Annotated in this window: 10 protein-coding genes, 2 tRNA genes, 2 rRNA genes and 1 riboswitch; of the genes, 3 read left to right on the forward strand and 11 right to left on the reverse strand. The window is 54.1% G+C overall.

Annotated elements, in window-relative coordinates; all coding sequences use genetic code 11:
* Positions 1-39: 39 nt before the first annotated feature.
* The 6 genes from CPA59_RS21425 to btuB all read right to left on the reverse strand — a co-directional run bounded on the left by CPA59_RS21425 (position 40) and on the right by btuB (position 8,046).
* Positions 40-2,946 (reverse strand): 23S ribosomal RNA (locus CPA59_RS21425).
* A 167-nt stretch (positions 2,947-3,113) separates the two neighbouring features.
* Positions 3,114-3,189: transfer RNA gene (locus tag CPA59_RS21430), tRNA-Ala, on the reverse strand.
* A gap of 112 nt (positions 3,190-3,301) precedes the next feature.
* Positions 3,302-3,378: transfer RNA gene (locus tag CPA59_RS21435), tRNA-Ile, on the reverse strand.
* A gap of 69 nt (positions 3,379-3,447) precedes the next feature.
* Positions 3,448-4,988: ribosomal RNA gene (locus CPA59_RS21440) — 16S ribosomal RNA — on the reverse strand.
* Together the 16S and 23S rRNA genes with 2 tRNA genes alongside form the textbook arrangement of a ribosomal RNA operon.
* 345 nt (positions 4,989-5,333) lie before the next feature.
* Positions 5,334-6,206 carry a glutamate racemase gene (gene murI, locus CPA59_RS21445; RefSeq protein WP_049853753.1) on the reverse strand — a complete coding sequence of 291 codons (873 nt, stop codon included), beginning with the start codon at positions 6,204-6,206 and terminating at the stop codon, positions 5,334-5,336.
* Positions 6,151-8,046, reverse strand: a complete 1,896-nt coding sequence (gene btuB / locus CPA59_RS21450; protein ID WP_107760921.1) for a TonB-dependent vitamin B12 receptor BtuB — start codon at positions 8,044-8,046, stop codon at positions 6,151-6,153. The genes murI and btuB overlap by 56 nt, the downstream gene beginning before the upstream one ends.
* A 67-nt stretch (positions 8,047-8,113) precedes the next feature.
* A riboswitch (cobalamin riboswitch) is annotated at positions 8,114-8,316 on the reverse strand.
* A 139-nt stretch (positions 8,317-8,455) separates the two neighbouring features.
* Here btuB and trmA point away from each other — a divergent pair.
* Positions 8,456-9,559 carry a tRNA (uridine(54)-C5)-methyltransferase TrmA gene (gene trmA, locus CPA59_RS21455; protein ID WP_038917490.1) on the forward strand — a complete coding sequence of 368 codons (1,104 nt, stop codon included), beginning with the start codon at positions 8,456-8,458 and terminating at the stop codon, positions 9,557-9,559.
* A 12-nt stretch (positions 9,560-9,571) separates the two neighbouring features.
* Here trmA and CPA59_RS21460 read toward each other — a convergent pair whose 3' ends face one another.
* Together CPA59_RS21460 and fabR are read right to left on the reverse strand one after the other, a co-directional pair.
* Positions 9,572-9,943: a YijD family membrane protein gene (locus CPA59_RS21460; RefSeq protein WP_038917489.1), complete on the reverse strand. Its 372-nt coding sequence runs from the start codon at positions 9,941-9,943 to the stop codon at positions 9,572-9,574.
* Between the two features lie 14 nt (positions 9,944-9,957).
* Complete coding sequence (fabR, locus tag CPA59_RS21465; protein WP_038664569.1) at positions 9,958-10,596, reverse strand: HTH-type transcriptional repressor FabR; 639 nt, start codon at positions 10,594-10,596, stop codon at positions 9,958-9,960.
* A gap of 206 nt (positions 10,597-10,802) precedes the next feature.
* Here fabR and sthA point away from each other — a divergent pair, with 206 nt between their 5' ends.
* Positions 10,803-12,203, forward strand: a complete 1,401-nt coding sequence (sthA, locus tag CPA59_RS21470) for a Si-specific NAD(P)(+) transhydrogenase (protein WP_087881307.1) — start codon at positions 10,803-10,805, stop codon at positions 12,201-12,203.
* Positions 12,204-12,240: 37 nt separating this feature from the next.
* Here sthA and oxyR read toward each other — a convergent pair whose 3' ends face one another.
* The gene (gene oxyR / locus CPA59_RS21475; RefSeq protein WP_033569035.1) at positions 12,241-13,158 is read right to left on the reverse strand and encodes a DNA-binding transcriptional regulator OxyR; all 918 of its coding nucleotides are present in this window, start codon (positions 13,156-13,158) and stop codon (positions 12,241-12,243) included.
* 162 nt (positions 13,159-13,320) lie between these two features.
* On the opposite strand from oxyR, the gene CPA59_RS21480 reads away from it, so the two are divergent.
* Positions 13,321-14,052 carry a glutathione peroxidase gene (locus CPA59_RS21480; RefSeq protein WP_038664565.1) on the forward strand — a complete coding sequence of 244 codons (732 nt, stop codon included), beginning with the start codon at positions 13,321-13,323 and terminating at the stop codon, positions 14,050-14,052.
* A gap of 174 nt (positions 14,053-14,226) precedes the next feature.
* On the opposite strand, the gene metF is transcribed toward CPA59_RS21480, so the two are convergent.
* On the reverse strand, positions 14,227-15,123 hold the full coding sequence (gene metF, locus CPA59_RS21485; RefSeq protein WP_038664563.1) for a methylenetetrahydrofolate reductase: 897 nt from the start codon (positions 15,121-15,123) through the stop codon (positions 14,227-14,229).
* Positions 15,124-15,477: 354 nt separating this feature from the next.
* Positions 15,478-17,913, reverse strand: a complete 2,436-nt coding sequence (locus tag CPA59_RS21490; protein ID WP_107760669.1) for a bifunctional aspartate kinase/homoserine dehydrogenase II — start codon at positions 17,911-17,913, stop codon at positions 15,478-15,480.

Raw genomic sequence — 17,913 nt, forward strand, 5'->3', positions numbered from 1 at the left:
TCTTTCTCGTCTCTCTCACCAAAACACCTTCGGTGTTGTAAGGTTAAGCCTCCCGGGTCATTAGTACTGGTTAGCTCAACGTATCGCTACGCTTACACACCCAGCCTATCAACGTCCTCGTCTCGAACGTCCCTTCAGGGGAATCAAGTTCCCAGGGAAGACTCATCTCGGGGCAAGTTTCCCGCTTAGATGCTTTCAGCGGTTATCTCTTCCGCACTTAGCTACCGGGCAATGCAATTGGCATCACAACCCGAACACCAGTGGTGCGTTCACTCCGGTCCTCTCGTACTAGGAGCAACCCCCCTCAATCTTCCAGCGCCCACGGCAGATAGGGACCGAACTGTCTCACGACGTTCTAAACCCAGCTCGCGTACCACTTTAAATGGCGAACAGCCATACCCTTGGGACCTACTTCAGCCCCAGGATGTGATGAGCCGACATCGAGGTGCCAAACACCGCCGTCGATATGAACTCTTGGGCGGTATCAGCCTGTTATCCCCGGAGTACCTTTTATCCGTTGAGCGATGGCCCTTCCATTCAGAACCACCGGATCACTAAGACCTGCTTTCGCACCTGCTCGAGCCGTCACTCTCGCAGTCAAGCTAGCTTATGCCTTTGCACTAACCTCCTGATGTCCGACCAGGATTAGCTAACCTTCGTGCTCCTCCGTTACTCTTTGGGAGGAGACCGCCCCAGTCAAACTACCCACCAGACACTGTCCGCAACCCGGTTCACGGGTCCACGTTAGAACATCAAACATTAAAGGGTGGTATTTCAAGGTTGGCTCCATGCAGACTGGCGTCCACACTTCAAAGCCTCCCACCTATCCTACACATCAAGGCTCAAGGTTCAGTGTCAAGCTATAGTAAAGGTTCACGGGGTCTTTCCGTCTTGCCGCGGGTACACTGCATCTTCACAGCGAGTTCAATTTCACTGAGTCTCGGGTGGAGACAGCCTGGCCATCATTACGCCATTCGTGCAGGTCGGAACTTACCCGACAAGGAATTTCGCTACCTTAGGACCGTTATAGTTACGGCCGCCGTTTACCGGGGCTTCGATCAAGAGCTTCTCCTTACGGATAACCCCATCAATTAACCTTCCGGCACCGGGCAGGCGTCACACCGTATACGTCCACTTTCGTGTTTGCACAGTGCTGTGTTTTTATTAAACAGTTGCAGCCAGCTGGTATCTGCGACTGGGCTCAGCTCCGTCCGCAAGGGACTTCACCATGCCCAGCGTGCCTTCTCCCGAAGTTACGGCACCATTTTGCCTAGTTCCTTCACCCGAGTTCTCTCAAGCGCCTGAGTATTCTCTACCTGACCACCTGTGTCGGTTTGGGGTACGATTCAATGTTACCTGATGCTTAGAGGCTTTTCCTGGAAGCAGGGCATCTGTCACTTCGGTACCGTAGTACCTCGTCATCACGCCTCAGTGTTGACAGCAGACCGGATTTACCTGGTCCACCCACCTGCACGCTTAAACCGGGACAACCGTCGCCCGGATGACATAGCCTTCTCCGTCCCCCCTTCGCAGTAACACCAAGTACAGGAATATTAACCTGTTTCCCATCGACTACGCTTTTCAGCCTCGCCTTAGGGGTCGACTCACCCTGCCCCGATTAACGTTGGACAGGAACCCTTGGTCTTCCGGCGTGCGGGTTTTTCACCCGCATTATCGTTACTTATGTCAGCATTCGCACTTCTGATACCTCCAGCAGACCTCACAGTCCACCTTCAACGGCTTACAGAACGCTCCCCTACCCAACAACGCCTAAGCGTCGCTGCCGCAGCTTCGGTGCATGGTTTTAGCCCCGTTACATCTTCCGCGCAGGCCGACTCGACCAGTGAGCTATTACGCTTTCTTTAAATGATGGCTGCTTCTAAGCCAACATCCTGGCTGTCTGGGCCTTCCCACATCGTTTCCCACTTAACCATGACTTTGGGACCTTAGCTGGCGGTCTGGGTTGTTTCCCTCTTCACGACGGACGTTAGCACCCGCCGTGTGTCTCCCGTGATAACATTCTCCGGTATTCGCAGTTTGCATCGGGTTGGTAAGCCGGGATGGCCCCCTAGCCGAAACAGTGCTCTACCCCCGGAGATGAATTCACGAGGCGCTACCTAAATAGCTTTCGGGGAGAACCAGCTATCTCCCGGTTTGATTGGCCTTTCACCCCCAGCCACAAGTCATCCGCTAATTTTTCAACATTAGTCGGTTCGGTCCTCCAGTTAGTGTTACCCAACCTTCAACCTGCCCATGGCTAGATCACCGGGTTTCGGGTCTATACCCTGCAACTTAACGCCCAGTTAAGACTCGGTTTCCCTGCGGCTCCCCTATACGGTTAACCTTGCTACAGAATATAAGTCGCTGACCCATTATACAAAAGGTACGCAGTCACACCCAAAAGGTGCTCCCACTGCTTGTACGTACACGGTTTCAGGTTCTATTTCACTCCCCTCGCCGGGGTTCTTTTCGCCTTTCCCTCACGGTACTGGTTCACTATCGGTCAGTCAGGAGTATTTAGCCTTGGAGGATGGTCCCCCCATGTTCAGACAGGATACCACGTGTCCCGCCCTACTCATCGAACTCACGGCCTGTGCATCTTCGTGTACGGGACTTTCACCCTGTATCGTGCGACTTTCCAGACGCTTCCACTGACACACAAGCCGATTCAGGTTCTGGGCTGCTCCCCGTTCGCTCGCCGCTACTGGGGGAATCTCGGTTGATTTCTTTTCCTCGGGGTACTGAGATGTTTCAGTTCCCCCGGTTCGCCTCATTAACCTATGGATTCAGTTAATGATAGTGTGACGAGTCACACTGGGTTTCCCCATTCGGGTATCGTCGGGTATAACGGTTCATATCACCTTGCCGACGCTTTTCGCAGATTAGCACGCCCTTCATCGCCTCTGACTGCCTAGGCATCCACCGTGTACGCTTAGTCGCTTAACCTCACAACCCGAAAGTGTCTCGGGATGCGGGTATATTGAGAGACTCGAACAACATACGAATTCACATTCATATGCCGTCGTTTCAAATTTTCAGCTTGTTCCGGATTGTTAAAGAGCAGAATACTTCGCAGCATACTGTCGCCAGTATACTCTGAAGTCATTCGTAAATGGTGGAGCTATGCGGGATCGAACCGCAGACCTCCTGCGTGCAAAGCAGGCGCTCTCCCAGCTGAGCTATAGCCCCATAGAATGCAACACGTAAACCTTTACCCGTAATTTCTTCTGAGACAAGGCGTGGAATGACGGCGCATACATCAGTATGCGGGCTATTTCACAACGCAGTATCAGGAGAAATCTGGTAGGCCTGAGTGGACTTGAACCACCGACCTCACCCTTATCAGGGGTGCGCTCTAACCACCTGAGCTACAAGCCTATAAGGTTTTACCGCTCGTTTACTTCATCAGACAATCTGTGTGGACACCACGCAGGCACTTCAGCTCGGTAAGGAGGTGATCCAACCGCAGGTTCCCCTACGGTTACCTTGTTACGACTTCACCCCAGTCATGAATCACAAAGTGGTAAGCGCCCTCCCGAAGGTTAAGCTACCTACTTCTTTTGCAACCCACTCCCATGGTGTGACGGGCGGTGTGTACAAGGCCCGGGAACGTATTCACCGTAGCATTCTGATCTACGATTACTAGCGATTCCGACTTCATGGAGTCGAGTTGCAGACTCCAATCCGGACTACGACGTACTTTATGAGGTCCGCTTGCTCTCGCGAGGTCGCTTCTCTTTGTATACGCCATTGTAGCACGTGTGTAGCCCTACTCGTAAGGGCCATGATGACTTGACGTCATCCCCACCTTCCTCCGGTTTATCACCGGCAGTCTCCCCTGAGTTCCCACCCGTAGTGCTGGCAACAGAGGATAAGGGTTGCGCTCGTTGCGGGACTTAACCCAACATTTCACAACACGAGCTGACGACAGCCATGCAGCACCTGTCTCAGCGTTCCCGAAGGCACGACCGCATCTCTGCAGTCTTCGCTGGATGTCAAGAGTAGGTAAGGTTCTTCGCGTTGCATCGAATTAAACCACATGCTCCACCGCTTGTGCGGGCCCCCGTCAATTCATTTGAGTTTTAACCTTGCGGCCGTACTCCCCAGGCGGTCGATTTAACGCGTTAGCTCCGGAAGCCACGCCTCAAGGGCACAACCTCCAAATCGACATCGTTTACAGCGTGGACTACCAGGGTATCTAATCCTGTTTGCTCCCCACGCTTTCGCACCTGAGCGTCAGTCTTCGTCCAGGGGGCCGCCTTCGCCACCGGTATTCCTCCAGATCTCTACGCATTTCACCGCTACACCTGGAATTCTACCCCCTCTACGAGACTCTAGCCTGTCAGTTTTGAATGCAGTTCCCAGGTTAAGCCCGGGGATTTCACATCCAACTTAACAGACCGCCTGCGTGCGCTTTACGCCCAGTCATTCCGATTAACGCTTGCACCCTCCGTATTACCGCGGCTGCTGGCACGGAGTTAGCCGGTGCTTCTTCTGCGGGTAACGTCAATCGACAAGGTTATTAACCTTGTCGCCTTCCTCCCCGCTGAAAGTGCTTTACAACCCGAAGGCCTTCTTCACACACGCGGCATGGCTGCATCAGGGTTTCCCCCATTGTGCAATATTCCCCACTGCTGCCTCCCGTAGGAGTCTGGACCGTGTCTCAGTTCCAGTGTGGCTGGTCATCCTCTCAGACCAGCTAGGGATCGTCGCCTAGGTGAGCCGTTACCCCACCTACTAGCTAATCCCATCTGGGTTCATCCGATGGCGTGAGGCCCGAAGGTCCCCCACTTTGGTCTTGCGACGTTATGCGGTATTAGCTACCGTTTCCAGTAGTTATCCCCCTCCATCAGGCAGATCCCCAGACATTACTCACCCGTCCGCCGCTCGCCGGCGGGGAAGCAAGCTTCCCCCCGCTGCCGCTCGACTTGCATGTGTTAGGCCTGCCGCCAGCGTTCAATCTGAGCCATGATCAAACTCTTCAATTTAAAGTTTGATGTGTTTTCCGAAGAAAACGTGCTCAAAGAATTTACTGTTAGTTCGTATGAATTAACTGTTGTCACTCTTCAAGACTTTTCACAAATATTTTAGTGAAGCGTCCTGCGAGTGCCCACACAGATTGTCTGATTGATTGTTAAAGAGCATGACCACTTACCGTGGTCGCGGGTCGCATATATTATGCTTTCCCGAAAAGAAGTCAAGCGATATGCGCCTGATTTCTTACTGAAACCGCTTCGGTTTGTTGCCGTTGCCGTGTCAGTGGAGGCGCATTATAGGGACTTCTCCGTCGCTGACAAGCACTAATTTCAAAAATAATTTTGACCGCTCAATATTTATTCGCCAGCAGGCAAAAGCGTTAATCGTTCCAGCGAACTGAAACCATAACGGCGCAGAACAGGCAACAGTGTCGCGACCTTAGGTGTAATCGATAAACAGTAAGCCAGATTGCGCTCTGTCGACAATTTCGGATTCTCCAGATGCTCAATCAGCCATGCTGTTCTGCGCGCAATAGCGGAGCCCGAATCGACAAGCCGTGTGCCGTCAGGCAATACCTGCTGCAACTCTTCCGATAACAGAGGGAAATGAGTACATCCCAGAACGACCGTATCCGGGGGTTCCGACAATTTCAGCCAGGGCTTGAGGATTTTCCGCAACGCGTCCTCAGGTACCGTTTCCCCCTGAAGTTTGGCCTCCCCCCATTCAACCAACTCTGCAGACCCCAGCAGCAGAATCTGACAGTCATTGGCAAAGCGGGAAATTAATTCGTGCGTATAAGGACGCTGGACCGTGGCACGCGTCGCCAGCAACCCAACGACGCCGTTCCGGGTCAATTTGGCAGCCGGTTTTACCGCGGGCACCACACCAACGACGGGGAAATTAAAGCGCGCACGCAATGCCGGGAGTGAAATCGTACTGGCTGTATTACAGGCAATGATGACCAATGACAGCGGATGTTGTTTTTCCACCGCGTCAACGATAGACACCACGCGCTCAATGATAAATTGCTCAGGCTTTTCTCCGTAGGGAAAAGCCTCGTTATCAAAGGCGTAGATATAATGTAAGTCCGGCAGTAGGTTGCGAACTTCATCATAAACAGACAAACCGCCCACCCCGGAATCAAATACAAGGACCGTGGGGCGGGCGGGTAAATCAGAAACTATAGCTTCCGGTGAGATAGTATTCTCGCCCTGCAGTTCGGTAGCCATATACCGTCTCATAATTCTTATCGAACAGGTTGGCTATTCTAGCACGAACTGTCAGATGTGAGGTGACGGGATATGACGCAGCAATATCGACTGTACTATAGCTTGGTAACTGACGCTGTGTAGATGCAAACTCATTGGTATTGTTGTCATAGCGTTTGCTGAAATATTGGTAACTTACATCAACATCCAGATCATAAACCTTCCAGCCAAGTTGATACTTGGCTTGCTGCTTAGCTCGGCGTGCGAGGACTTCATGATCTTCATCCCGTCGCGCATCAAGATAACCAAGCGTAATCTGATGATTGAAAATGCCAGTATCAAATTGCCCAGTCCATTCAACACCTTTTAACGTCGCAGCCTTGATATTGCTGTAAGTTCCCTGAAATGTAACCGGATCAGACGAGTAAGTGATCAGATTAGTAATTTCGTTGCGATATGCAGACAAGCGCCAGTTCAAAGGCCCTGTGATCCCTTCAAGTCCAGTTTCCCACTGTTTGGATTCTTCAGGTTTCAGGTTTTTGTTAGGAAGGATATCGTTGTATTTTTGTCCAAACATCTGCCCCAATGTTGGAGCCTGGAATCCAGTACCATAAGAAAGCGTCAATTTGTAATCCGGCAAAAACTCCCAGCCCGCAGCAGTTTGCCAAGTACCATGACGACCAAATTGCTCGTTGTCGTCACTGCGTAAGGATCCTTCAATAGTGACAGAGCTTATTTGTTGCTGAGCAGTCAGATAGATGCCCGTATTATCTCTCTTGTAATCGTTGGATTCCCTGACCGCGGTATTAAAGTTAACACCCTCAGAAAATAATTTCTGTTGCTGCCAATCTAACCCAGCACTGAGCATTCCCTGACCAATACGGTAGGTATTTCCCCATTGCAAATTACGCTGTTCCATCTTATCTAAAGAGCTGGCATCCCCATATCGCCCTTCTGTACCCAGATAGTTTAGAAAATTGTATTTCTGATAGCTGGCTATTAGTTGCGAAGCAAAGTCTCCCCGCATAAAACGCACACCAGTATCATAGGTATGATTGTAGATTTGCTGTTCATCAGCGCTATTGGGGCCTCCAACATCATAATCACTGTTCGAACCGTAACCATACCCACGGATAAAAGCAGACCATTGCTCATTAAAATGATGGTCTACACCGCCCCAGAAAGATTTATTACGCCAACCATCGCGATCGCTATCCGGACTATAGACCGACGCCGGACGAATATTGAATCCTTTAGTATCCTGATAAGCCCCAGCCAACGTTAATGTCGTCTTATCTGTGAGAGCCTGACGCCAACTGCCGTTATATTGCTGGTAATGGTTACTGCCTATCCCTGTTTCTAATGTTCCCCCATTTTTGTCTGATTGCGTAATGATGTTGATCACCCCACCAATCGCATCAGCGCCATAAACAGCAGAACGCGGTCCTCGAATAAACTCAATACGTTGTACCAGTGACATCGGTATCTGATTAAAATCAGCAACACCAGTGATACCCGGTTTAGCTAATGGAACACCATCGATTAGAACCAACGTATGGCGAGCTTCTGAGCCACGAATATAAATGGAGGCACTCTGCCCCAGACCACCATTCTGCGCGATATCGACGCCAGGCAAACGTTTTATCACTTCCAGAACATTCTTCGACTGCCAACGATCAATATCATCACGCGTCACCACGGTAGTGGGCGCCAGTACGGAAGAAATCGGCTGGGGAAAACGGTTGGCGGTTACCACCATTGCGTCATTGCTGTTTTGCTGTGTGTTGTCGCTACCCTGCGCCCATCCTGAAAAAGCTGTGGCTACCATCGCCGCCAGCATTGTGGTTTTTTTAGTAAACATTATAAGCATCCAAACTGAATTGGCAGGATGCCGCACCCTCATGATCGATAGCACGCGATGACCATGAAACATTGCGACGTATTCCGGCAGGTCTTCGGACTCGGGGTTATGCCATGATGACTGGCTAGGCGGCGATGACTTCCCATCCGTCAGGACAGTGTCCGCATCACGCTATCGTCGCCCATTCCCCTTACCGCTGCGCGTCAGTTCCAGATTCGCACTGGATTCCCTTTTCACCTGCGAGGCAAGACCGGACGCCCATGCTACGATCGAGGCAGGTGGATGTCTAGACTTCCATTTTGGATAAGAGAATCCGTGCAACAAGGCTGGACATCCCTTCTGGATGCCCTACAATCGCGCCCTGACAACATCGCCACCTTATCCCAGCCGTTTTTCAGATGAGACCATCATGACGCCAGAGATTCTGCCCATCGACCAGTATGACGCCCAGCTTGAAGAAAAAACCGGGCGCCTCGGAGCCATGATGGCGCCATTCGATGCGCCGGCGCCGGCCGTGTTCCGATCGCCGGTCAGTCACTACCGGATGCGGGCGGAATTTCGGATCTGGCATGATGGCGATGACTTGTACCACATTATGTTTGATCAGCAGACCAAACAGCGGATCCGCGTCGATCAGTTTCCGGCCGCCAGCGAGTTGATCAACCGCCTGATGCCGGCGCTGCTCAGTGCCCTGCGGGCCGAGCCGGTACTGCGGCGCAAGCTGTTTCAGATTGATTATCTCTCCACGCTTAGCGGTGAGATTGCAGTTTCGTTGCTCTACCACAAAGCGCTGGATGACGAATGGCAGCAGCACGCCCGCCTCCTGCGTGATCAACTGCGCAGTCAGGGTTTTGCCCTGCAACTGATTGGCCGCGCCACCAAAACCAAAATCTGTCTGGATCGGGACTACGTGGACGAGTGCCTGCCGGTCGCCGGCCGTCAGATGATTTATCGTCAGGTGGAAAACAGCTTCACCCAACCCAATGCGATGATGAATATCCAGATGCTGGAGTGGGCGCTATCGGTGACCCAGGGGTCGAAAGGCGATCTGCTGGAACTGTACTGCGGCAACGGTAACTTTTCGCTGGCGCTGGCGCGCAATTTCGAGCGGGTGCTGGCAACCGAAATCGCCAAGCCATCGGTCGCGGCGGCGCAGTACAATATTGCCGCCAACCAGATTGATAACGTACAGATTATTCGCATGGCGGCGGAGGAATTCACCCAGGCCATGAACGGCGTGCGTCAGTTCAACCGCCTGCAAGGCATCGATCTGAGCGGCTATCGCTGTGAAACCATTTTTGTCGATCCGCCCCGCAGCGGCCTGGACGACGGCACCGTAAAACTGGTGCAGGCGTACCCGCGCATTCTGTACATCTCCTGCAACCCGGAAACGCTGTGCGCCAACCTGGAAACCCTAAGTCAGACGCACCGAATCAGCCAGTTGGCGCTGTTTGACCAGTTCCCTTATACCCACCACATGGAATGCGGCGTGTTACTGGAAAAGCGTCAATAACCTCACTACGGATTAAGGCGTGTTGGTTTCACTGTCGGGCTTGCGGGCCCGCAGCTTCACTACCAGCCACAGCGCCAGCACCACGCACAGGATTGACGGCACGAAATTGGAGCCGATTTGCGGGTACTCGGCGCGCACAATAGCGCTGTAAAGCAGCAAACCGAACAGGAAACAGCCCGCCGCCAGCAGCGGCGTGCCTTTTGGCATGGCATGATGCATGTAACGCTGATGCAGACAGTACACCGACAGAACCAGCGCAATCAGCGGAAAGATGGAAAACGGCACGATAGAACTGAACACGGCGACAAAGGAACCATTCGCGGACAAACCGGCCGCCAGCGCCAGCACCAGCGTACTTTTCTCTGAATTTATCTGCTCTGTCATGACTTTTCCTCTGATTATCCCTCAGGGTAGGCAAACCCCTTACCCTGCTCTTTGCGATACCAGTAATAGGCGCCTTTGGCAATCATGCGCAACTGCAACACCAGCCGCTCTTCCAGCTGGCGTCGCTGCTCTATGTCCACATCCAGCGCTTCAGCGCCGGCGCTGAATACGATGATCACCATCGCTTCCGCCTGTGCCTCCGCGAAGCTGCGCGGGATATGATTTTCGACTTCAAGATAGTCCGCCAGTTCAGCGATAAAATGCTGAATTTCACGCGCCACGGCAGCACGGAATGCCGCTGAAGTACCGGAACGTTCGCGCAACAGCAGCCGAAAGGCGTTGGGGTTATTACCGATGAATTCCATGAACGTCGATACCGATGTTCTGATCACGCTGCCGCCGCTTTTGACGATACGCTGGCGCGCCTGCCGCATCAGCTGGCGCAGCATCAACCCGCTTTCATCCACCATCGTCAACCCCAGTTCGTCCACATCGCGGAAATGGCGATAAAACGAGGTAGGGGCAATGCCGGCTTCACGAGCCACCTCACGCAAACTCAGGCTGGCAAAACTGCGTTCAGCGCTTAACTGGCTGAAAGCGGCCTCAATCAGGGAACGACGAGTTCGTTCTTTTTGTTGTGCTCTGACACCCATTATCCTGCCCGCAGTCATCGGCTCTCCTTAAATCAAGGGAAGCACTATAACAAACTTTACTCTCCACATACTGCGCCAAAGTTTGCCATAGTAAAAATGTGATCATCGGTTCCCATACGGATATCAGGGATGATTGGGTTATCAGCAGGACGATGTTACAATCGCGTTAGTAATTTGTATAAAAACAGGTGGTTCCTACCATGTCCATACAACAGCAATACGATTACGATGCCATCGTGATTGGTTCGGGTCCGGGCGGTGAAGGGGCGGCCATGGGGCTCGCCAAACAAGGGGCGAAAATTGCCGTGATAGAACGGCATTACAATGTTGGCGGTGGCTGTACCCACTGGGGAACCATCCCATCCAAAGCCCTCCGACACGCCGTCAGCCGCATCATCGAATTCAATCAAAACCCACTCTACAGCGACAACGCCCGCGTCATCAGTTCCTCATTTTCCGATATCCTGCGTCACGCCGACAGCGTGATCGGCCAGCAAACCCGCATGCGCCAGGGTTTCTACGAACGTAATCACTGCGAACTGTTTTCCGGCGAGGCGCGTTTTATTGATGCGCATACCGTCGCGGTCTTCTACCCGGATGACACCCACGATACGCTGACCGCCGCAAATATCATTATCGCCACCGGTTCGCGGCCTTATCATCCGGCCGGGGTGGATTTCCATCATCCCCGCATCTACGACAGCGACTCCATTCTCGATCTGGATTATGAACCCAAACACGTGATCATCTACGGTGCTGGGGTGATCGGCTGCGAATATGCGTCGATCTTCCGGGGGTTGAACGTGAAGGTCGATCTGATCAATACCCGCGATCGGCTGCTGGCGTTTCTCGATCAGGAGATGTCCGACGCGCTGTCCTATCACTTCTGGAACAGCGGCGTGGTAATTCGTCACAACGAGGAATTCGAACGCATCGAAGGCCTGGATGACGGCGTCATCATCCATCTGAAATCAGGCAAAAAGATGAAGGCGGATTGCCTGCTCTACGCCAACGGACGCACCGGCAACACCGAAACGCTGGGACTGGAAAATATTGGGCTGGAAACGGACAGCCGCGGCCAATTGAAGGTTAACAGCATGTACCAGACCGCTCAGGCGCACATCTACGCCGTGGGCGATGTGATCGGTTATCCCAGTCTGGCGTCGGCCGCCTATGATCAGGGCCGCATCGCGGCGCAGGCCATCACCAAAGGCGACGCCACCGCGCATCTGATCGAGGATATTCCCACCGGTATTTACACAATCCCGGAGATCAGTTCCGTCGGCAAAACCGAGCAGGAACTCACCGCCATGAAAGTGCCGTATGAAGTGGGCCGCGCCCAGTTCAAGCACCTGGCGCGAGCGCAAATTGTCGGGATGAACGTCGGTAGCCTGAAAATTCTGTTCCACCGCGAAACCAAGCAGATTCTGGGCATTCACTGCTTTGGCGAACGCGCGGCCGAAATCATTCACATCGGTCAGGCCATCATGGAACAGAAAGGCGAAGGCAATACCATCGAGTATTTTGTGAACACCACATTCAACTACCCGACTATGGCCGAAGCCTATCGGGTAGCGGCGCTGAACGGTTTAAACCGGTTGTTTTAACAACCGGTTTTTTGATAACGAATCGTTTTGGCTTTGATTAATCAGACTGTTTTGACAGCTGTTCCATGTGGAGCTGCATGTGCTCGCGCACTGAATCGGCCAGTTGTTCATAACGGCCGCGCAACGGCGAGCCCGGACGATACACCAGTGCGATGGTGCGTTTGGGCTCCGGTTTGTAACAAGGCAAATAGCACACGCCGTCACGCACTCGTTCCCGCGGCACCGCCAGCGACGGCAGCAGGGTAATACCGCTGCCCGCCGCTACCATGTTGCGCAGAGTTTCCAGACTGGTGGCGCGGAAATGGGTATCTTCGTCCGCGCCCGCCTGGAAACAAAATCCCATCGCCTGATCGCGCAGGCAGTGCCCGTCTTCCAGCATCAGCAGTTTTTCGCCCGACAAATCGGACATCGCCACCCGCTCGCGGTTCGCCCAGGGGTGATCCTGATAAATCGCCAGCTTCATCGGCTCGTCAAACAACGGCACTTCGATAAACGCTTCCGACTCTTTCACCATCGCCAGAATGGCGCAATCCAACTTGCCGCTGTCGAGCTGGGCCAGCAGTTGGTGAGTCTGGGCTTCATGCAGGTACATTTCCAGCTTCGGGAAAGTGCGGTGCAACATCGGGATAATCTGGGGCAGCAGATAAGGGCCGACCGTCGGGATCAGGCCGATATGCAGCGGACCGGACATGGTTTCGCCCTGCTGACTGGCCATCTCCTTCAGCACCTTCACTTCACGCAATACGGTTCTGGCCTGCTCGACCAGCAGCAACCCCGCCTGAGTGAACAGGACTTTGCGGCTGGTTCTCTCCAGCAGCATCACCCCCAGTTCGTCTTCCAGTTTGCGGATCTGGCCGCTCAGCGTGGGCTGGCTGACGTGGCAGGAGTCCGCTGCGCGTCGAAAATGGCGATGCTCCGCCAATGCCACCAGATACTCTAAATCCCGAATATTCATGCCCTGATTCCCCTAAACATGATAGTCCCTAGCGATAGATAGGATAGCAACGAACGATTAGTCCTATCAACATTTGATAATGAATAATGTCCCTAACGAATCGAGTCCTGATCACTGACGGATTCAGCCAAACAGAACGTTTCGACTAGCAGGGACTGAAAAATGTTTGTAAGCCAAGAAGGCAAGAAAATTCCGTCAGTAACTTTCCATACCCGTCAGGGGGATCAATGGGTTGACGTGACGACCGGGGAACTCTTCAACAACAAGACCGTGGTCGTCTTTTCCTTGCCAGGGGCCTTTACACCAACCTGCTCTTCCAGTCATTTGCCACGCTATAACGAGTTGGCTGCGGTATTCAAGCAATTTGGCGTGGATGCGGTTTTATGCGTATCTGTGAACGATACTTTTGTGATGAATGCCTGGAAAGCCGACCAAGACGCAGAAAACATTACGTTTATTCCCGATGGCAACGGCGAATTCACCCGCGCCATGAACATGCTGGTCGAAAAAGCGGAACTGGGCTTCGGCCCCCGCTCCTGGCGCTACTCCATGCTGGTTCGTCACGGCGTGGTGGAGAAAATGTTTGTTGAACCCAACAAGCCGGGCGACCCGTTTGAAGTTTCCGACGCCGACACCATGCTGAAGTACCTTGCTCCTCACTATAAGGTTCAGGAATCTGTTTCACTGTTTACCAAACCCGGCTGCCCGTTTTGCGCCAAAGCCAAACAGTTGCTGCAGGATCGCGGTATTCAATACGAAGAAATCATGCTGGGTAAGGATGCCACCACGGTGAGCCTGCGGGCGGTGACCGGACGTAGCACCGTTCCCCAGGTATTCATGGGCGGCCGCCATATCGGCGGCAGCGAAGAACTCGAAACATTCCTGACCACATAAATTTTTATAAAGCCAACGAAACTTTGGCGGGCTTCGGCCCGCCCTTTTTTTATTTTCGAATAGCGCTTTTTATTTTCGAATATCGTTATTCACGCCAAACACTCCATGCCTTAAGCACGAATGCCCGCCCGGATATCTCCGGGCGGGCATTCAGCGCAATAATCGGCGAGGAAATCAGGCGGCCGTCACCGGGCGCACGCCCAGCGTATGGCAGATGGCATAGCTCAGTTCCGAACGGTTCAGGGTATAGAAATGGAAATCCTTCACGCCTTCACGGCTGAGGATCTTCACCATATCCATGGCGATCGACGCGCCGACCATCTTGCGGGTTTCCGGGTCGTTATCCAGCCCTTCGAACATGGCGGTCATCCAGTTCGGCACACGTACATTGGTCATGGTGGCGAAACGCTGCAATTGCTTGAAGTTCGACACCGGCAGAATACCGGGGACGATTTCCACATCGATGCCGGTCGTGACGCAGCGATCGCGAAAGCGCAGATAGCTTTCCACGTCAAAAAAGAACTGTGTGATGGCACGGCTGGCGCCGGCGTCAATCTTGCGTTTGAGATTGATCAGGTCCGCCTGCGCGCTTTTCGCCTCCGGATGCACTTCAGGATAGGCCGCGACCGAAATATCAAAATCCCCTACTTCCTTGAGCAAGGTGACCAGATCAGAAGCGTACATCTCCGGTTTGCCGCTATCCGGCGGTAAGTCGCCGCGCAGGGCGACGATGTGACGGATGCCGCTCTGCCAGTAGTCCTGGGCAATGGCTTTCAGTTCGTCGCGGGAAGCATCGATGCAGGTCAGGTGCGGCGCGGCTTCCAGGCCGGTACGTTCCTTGATGCCTTTGATGATGCTGTGAGTGCGGTCACGCTCGCCGGAATTGGCGCCGTAGGTCACCGACACGAATTTGGGTTTCAGGCTGCTGAGGCGGTCAATGGAGTTCCACAGTGTTTCTTCCATCTCGCTGGTGCGCGGTGGGAAAAACTCAAAGGAAACGTTAATCCGGCCCTGTAATTCCGCCAGGTTCTGGTTCAACGCTTCCTGATGGTTCGCGTGGAAAAAGCTCATATCCTTACCTCGATTCGCCATTATCATCGTTATTTTCTACAAACGTCTATACGTTTAGACGTCTATATAGAAAATGACCGAATCCGCTTAAAGAGTCAACGCTTTTCAGCGCGATAAATACTGATGTTTGTTCATGCAAGATGAAGAAAATTCATGGTGGCGTACGGCAGGCCGTCATGCCTCATCACAGAAAAAACACACATGAAATGTAAGGGATGCACCCTCAGTATTGGCAAAAAACGCGGCCCTCGCCACTGGAGGAATCGAAGGCATAAAAAAGCCCGCGGCTGCGGGCTTTAAGACATGATGGCTAACGCTGTCTGATTTCAACTGACGCGATTTCAACCGACACGATTACAACAGTTGCGCCAACCGATTGAGATCCGACTGAATCGCCCCGGCCGTTACGTCGCGACCGGCTCCCGGGCCGCGAATCACCAGCGGGTTATCGCGATACCAGCGGCTTTCGATAGCGAACACGTTATCACACGGCAACAACGCCGCCAGCGGATGATCCGCCCGCACGGCTTCCACGCCTACGCGCGCCTTGCCGTTGACATCGAAGCGGGCGACATAGCGCAGCACCAGCCCCATCTCGTTGGCGGCTTCCAGTCGCTGCAACATTTGCTGATTCAGCGGCTCGCCGTCTTCAAAGAACTGATCCACCGAACCGTTCTCGCATCCGGCAGGCACCAGCGATTCCACCCGCACCTGATTGGGCTCGATTTCATAACCCGCTTCGCGCGCCAGAATAACCAGCTTGCGCATCACATCCTGACCGGAAAGATCGACGCGCGGATCCGGCTCGGTCAATCCCTGCTGCCAGGCTTGATCCACCAGTTCGGTAAAAGGCACCGTGCCGTCAAACTGCAGGAACAACCATGACAGCGTGCCGGAGAAGATGCCGCTGATAGCCAGAATGCTATCGCCGCTTTCACGCAGGTCCCGTACCGCATAGTTCACCGGCAACCCGGCGCCAACGGTGGCGTTGTACAGCCAGTGGCGCCCGGTTTTGGCGAACGCGTCGCGGATCTGCCGATAGTTGTCGCCGCCGGATGCGCCCGCCAGTTTGTTGGCGCTGATCACATGGAAACCATAACTGGCGAAATCCAGATAGAGATCGGCAACCGACTGGCTGGCGGTCACATCCAGCACCACCAAATCATCATACGGATGGGCGCGCATCCACAGGAACAGCTCATCGTCGTCACGTTCCTGCGCTTCATCGCCGAAGAAAGCCAGCACACGACTGGCGTCCAGCCCGTCGTAATTCAGCAGGCTGCGGGAACTGTCCACCACGCCCGCCAGCGTGAACTCAAAACCGGTGCGCGCCGAAATCAGGCTCTGCTCCCGGGCAAACAGCTCCAGCCAGCGCGAACCGATGTTGCCTTTGCCGAACAACACCAGCCCGATGCGTTTTTCCGCCCGGAACAGCGAATGATGCAGACCGCGCACCAGATGCTCGGTCGGTCCCACCCGCAATACCGCCACCAGGCTGATGTCGTCTTCCGCCTGCCAGACGAACTCAATCGGCTGGTCGCGCAGTTGCTGGTAGAAACGGTGGCTGTGCAGCGGGTTGCGGCAAACGCCCGCCCCCACCAGCGCCACCAGCGCCAGCCCTTCGCGCAGATGAAGCGATACCGGCAACGCCGCCTGCTCCAGCACCTGCCAGGCGCTATGCACCACTTCCGAGGTGTAGCACAGTTGCAGCAGGTTGCGATCTTGATGCACGCCCAGCGCCAGCGGCCGGATCTGGGATTTTTGCAGCAACTGTTCGACGTCTTTATGCATGCGGGCAAAATCGTGCTCCGCCGGCACGCCAATCTCAATCAGACAAACATCATCATGACTGGTGACTATCTTGGCGCCGGTGCCGGAGGCCAGCACACGTTCAATGCGGGTCGACCCTTGTTCAGGTTGGTAGCTGCAGCGCAATTGCAGATCGATATCGCTGCCGGAAACCGGTTGCAGGGTACGGGCATGCAATACCGGCGCCGCCAGACGGGCCAGTTCGCTGGCTTCATCCAACCGCAGCAACGGCAACAGGCAGGCGTCTTTCACCTTGCGCGGGTCAGCGCTGTAGACGCCGGCCACGTCGCTCCAGATGGTGACGCGCTCGACGCCAGCCAGCGCGCCAATCTGCGTAGCGGAATAGTCGCTGCCGTTACGGCCCAGCAGGACGGTTTCGCCTGCGTCGTTACTACTGATAAAACCGGTAATCACCAGACGCTGCCCGGCATGCTGGGTCAGCAGTTGTTGCAACAGCGGCCAGGAACGACCTTCATCGACCTGCGGCTGCGCCGCACGCTCGGCGCGCAGGAAGGTACGCGCATCCAGCCAGGCGGCAGGCAGTTTTTTCTGATTCAATACCGCCGCCATCAAACGGGCTGACCAGATTTCGCCGTGCCCGACCACCTCGGCGTAGGCGGCGTCGGTGAGCTTGCCATCCAGCAACGCGGCCAGACGTTCCAGATCGCGAATGAATTCATTGATAAGCGGCGCTGCCGTTTCGGCCGGCAGCAAACCGGAAATCAGCTCGCTTTGATAACGGCGCAGCGACTGTTGTACCTGATGGGCGGAAATCCGGTCCGACTGGCTGAGGTTTAACCAGCTGATCAACTGGTTGGTGGTGCTGCCCGCCGCCGATACCACCATCAAATCGCCCGCCTGGCTGTAATCCGCCATGATGCCGGCGACGCGCTGATAACATTTCACATCAGCCAGGCTGCTGCCGCCGAATTTGTGCAGTTGCCGTCCCTTCACGGCCGCTGCTATCCCTAACGCACTCAT

This window comes from Dickeya sp. Secpp 1600 (assembly GCF_003049805.1).
In the GTDB taxonomy this organism is placed as follows: domain Bacteria; phylum Pseudomonadota; class Gammaproteobacteria; order Enterobacterales; family Enterobacteriaceae; genus Dickeya; species Dickeya fangzhongdai.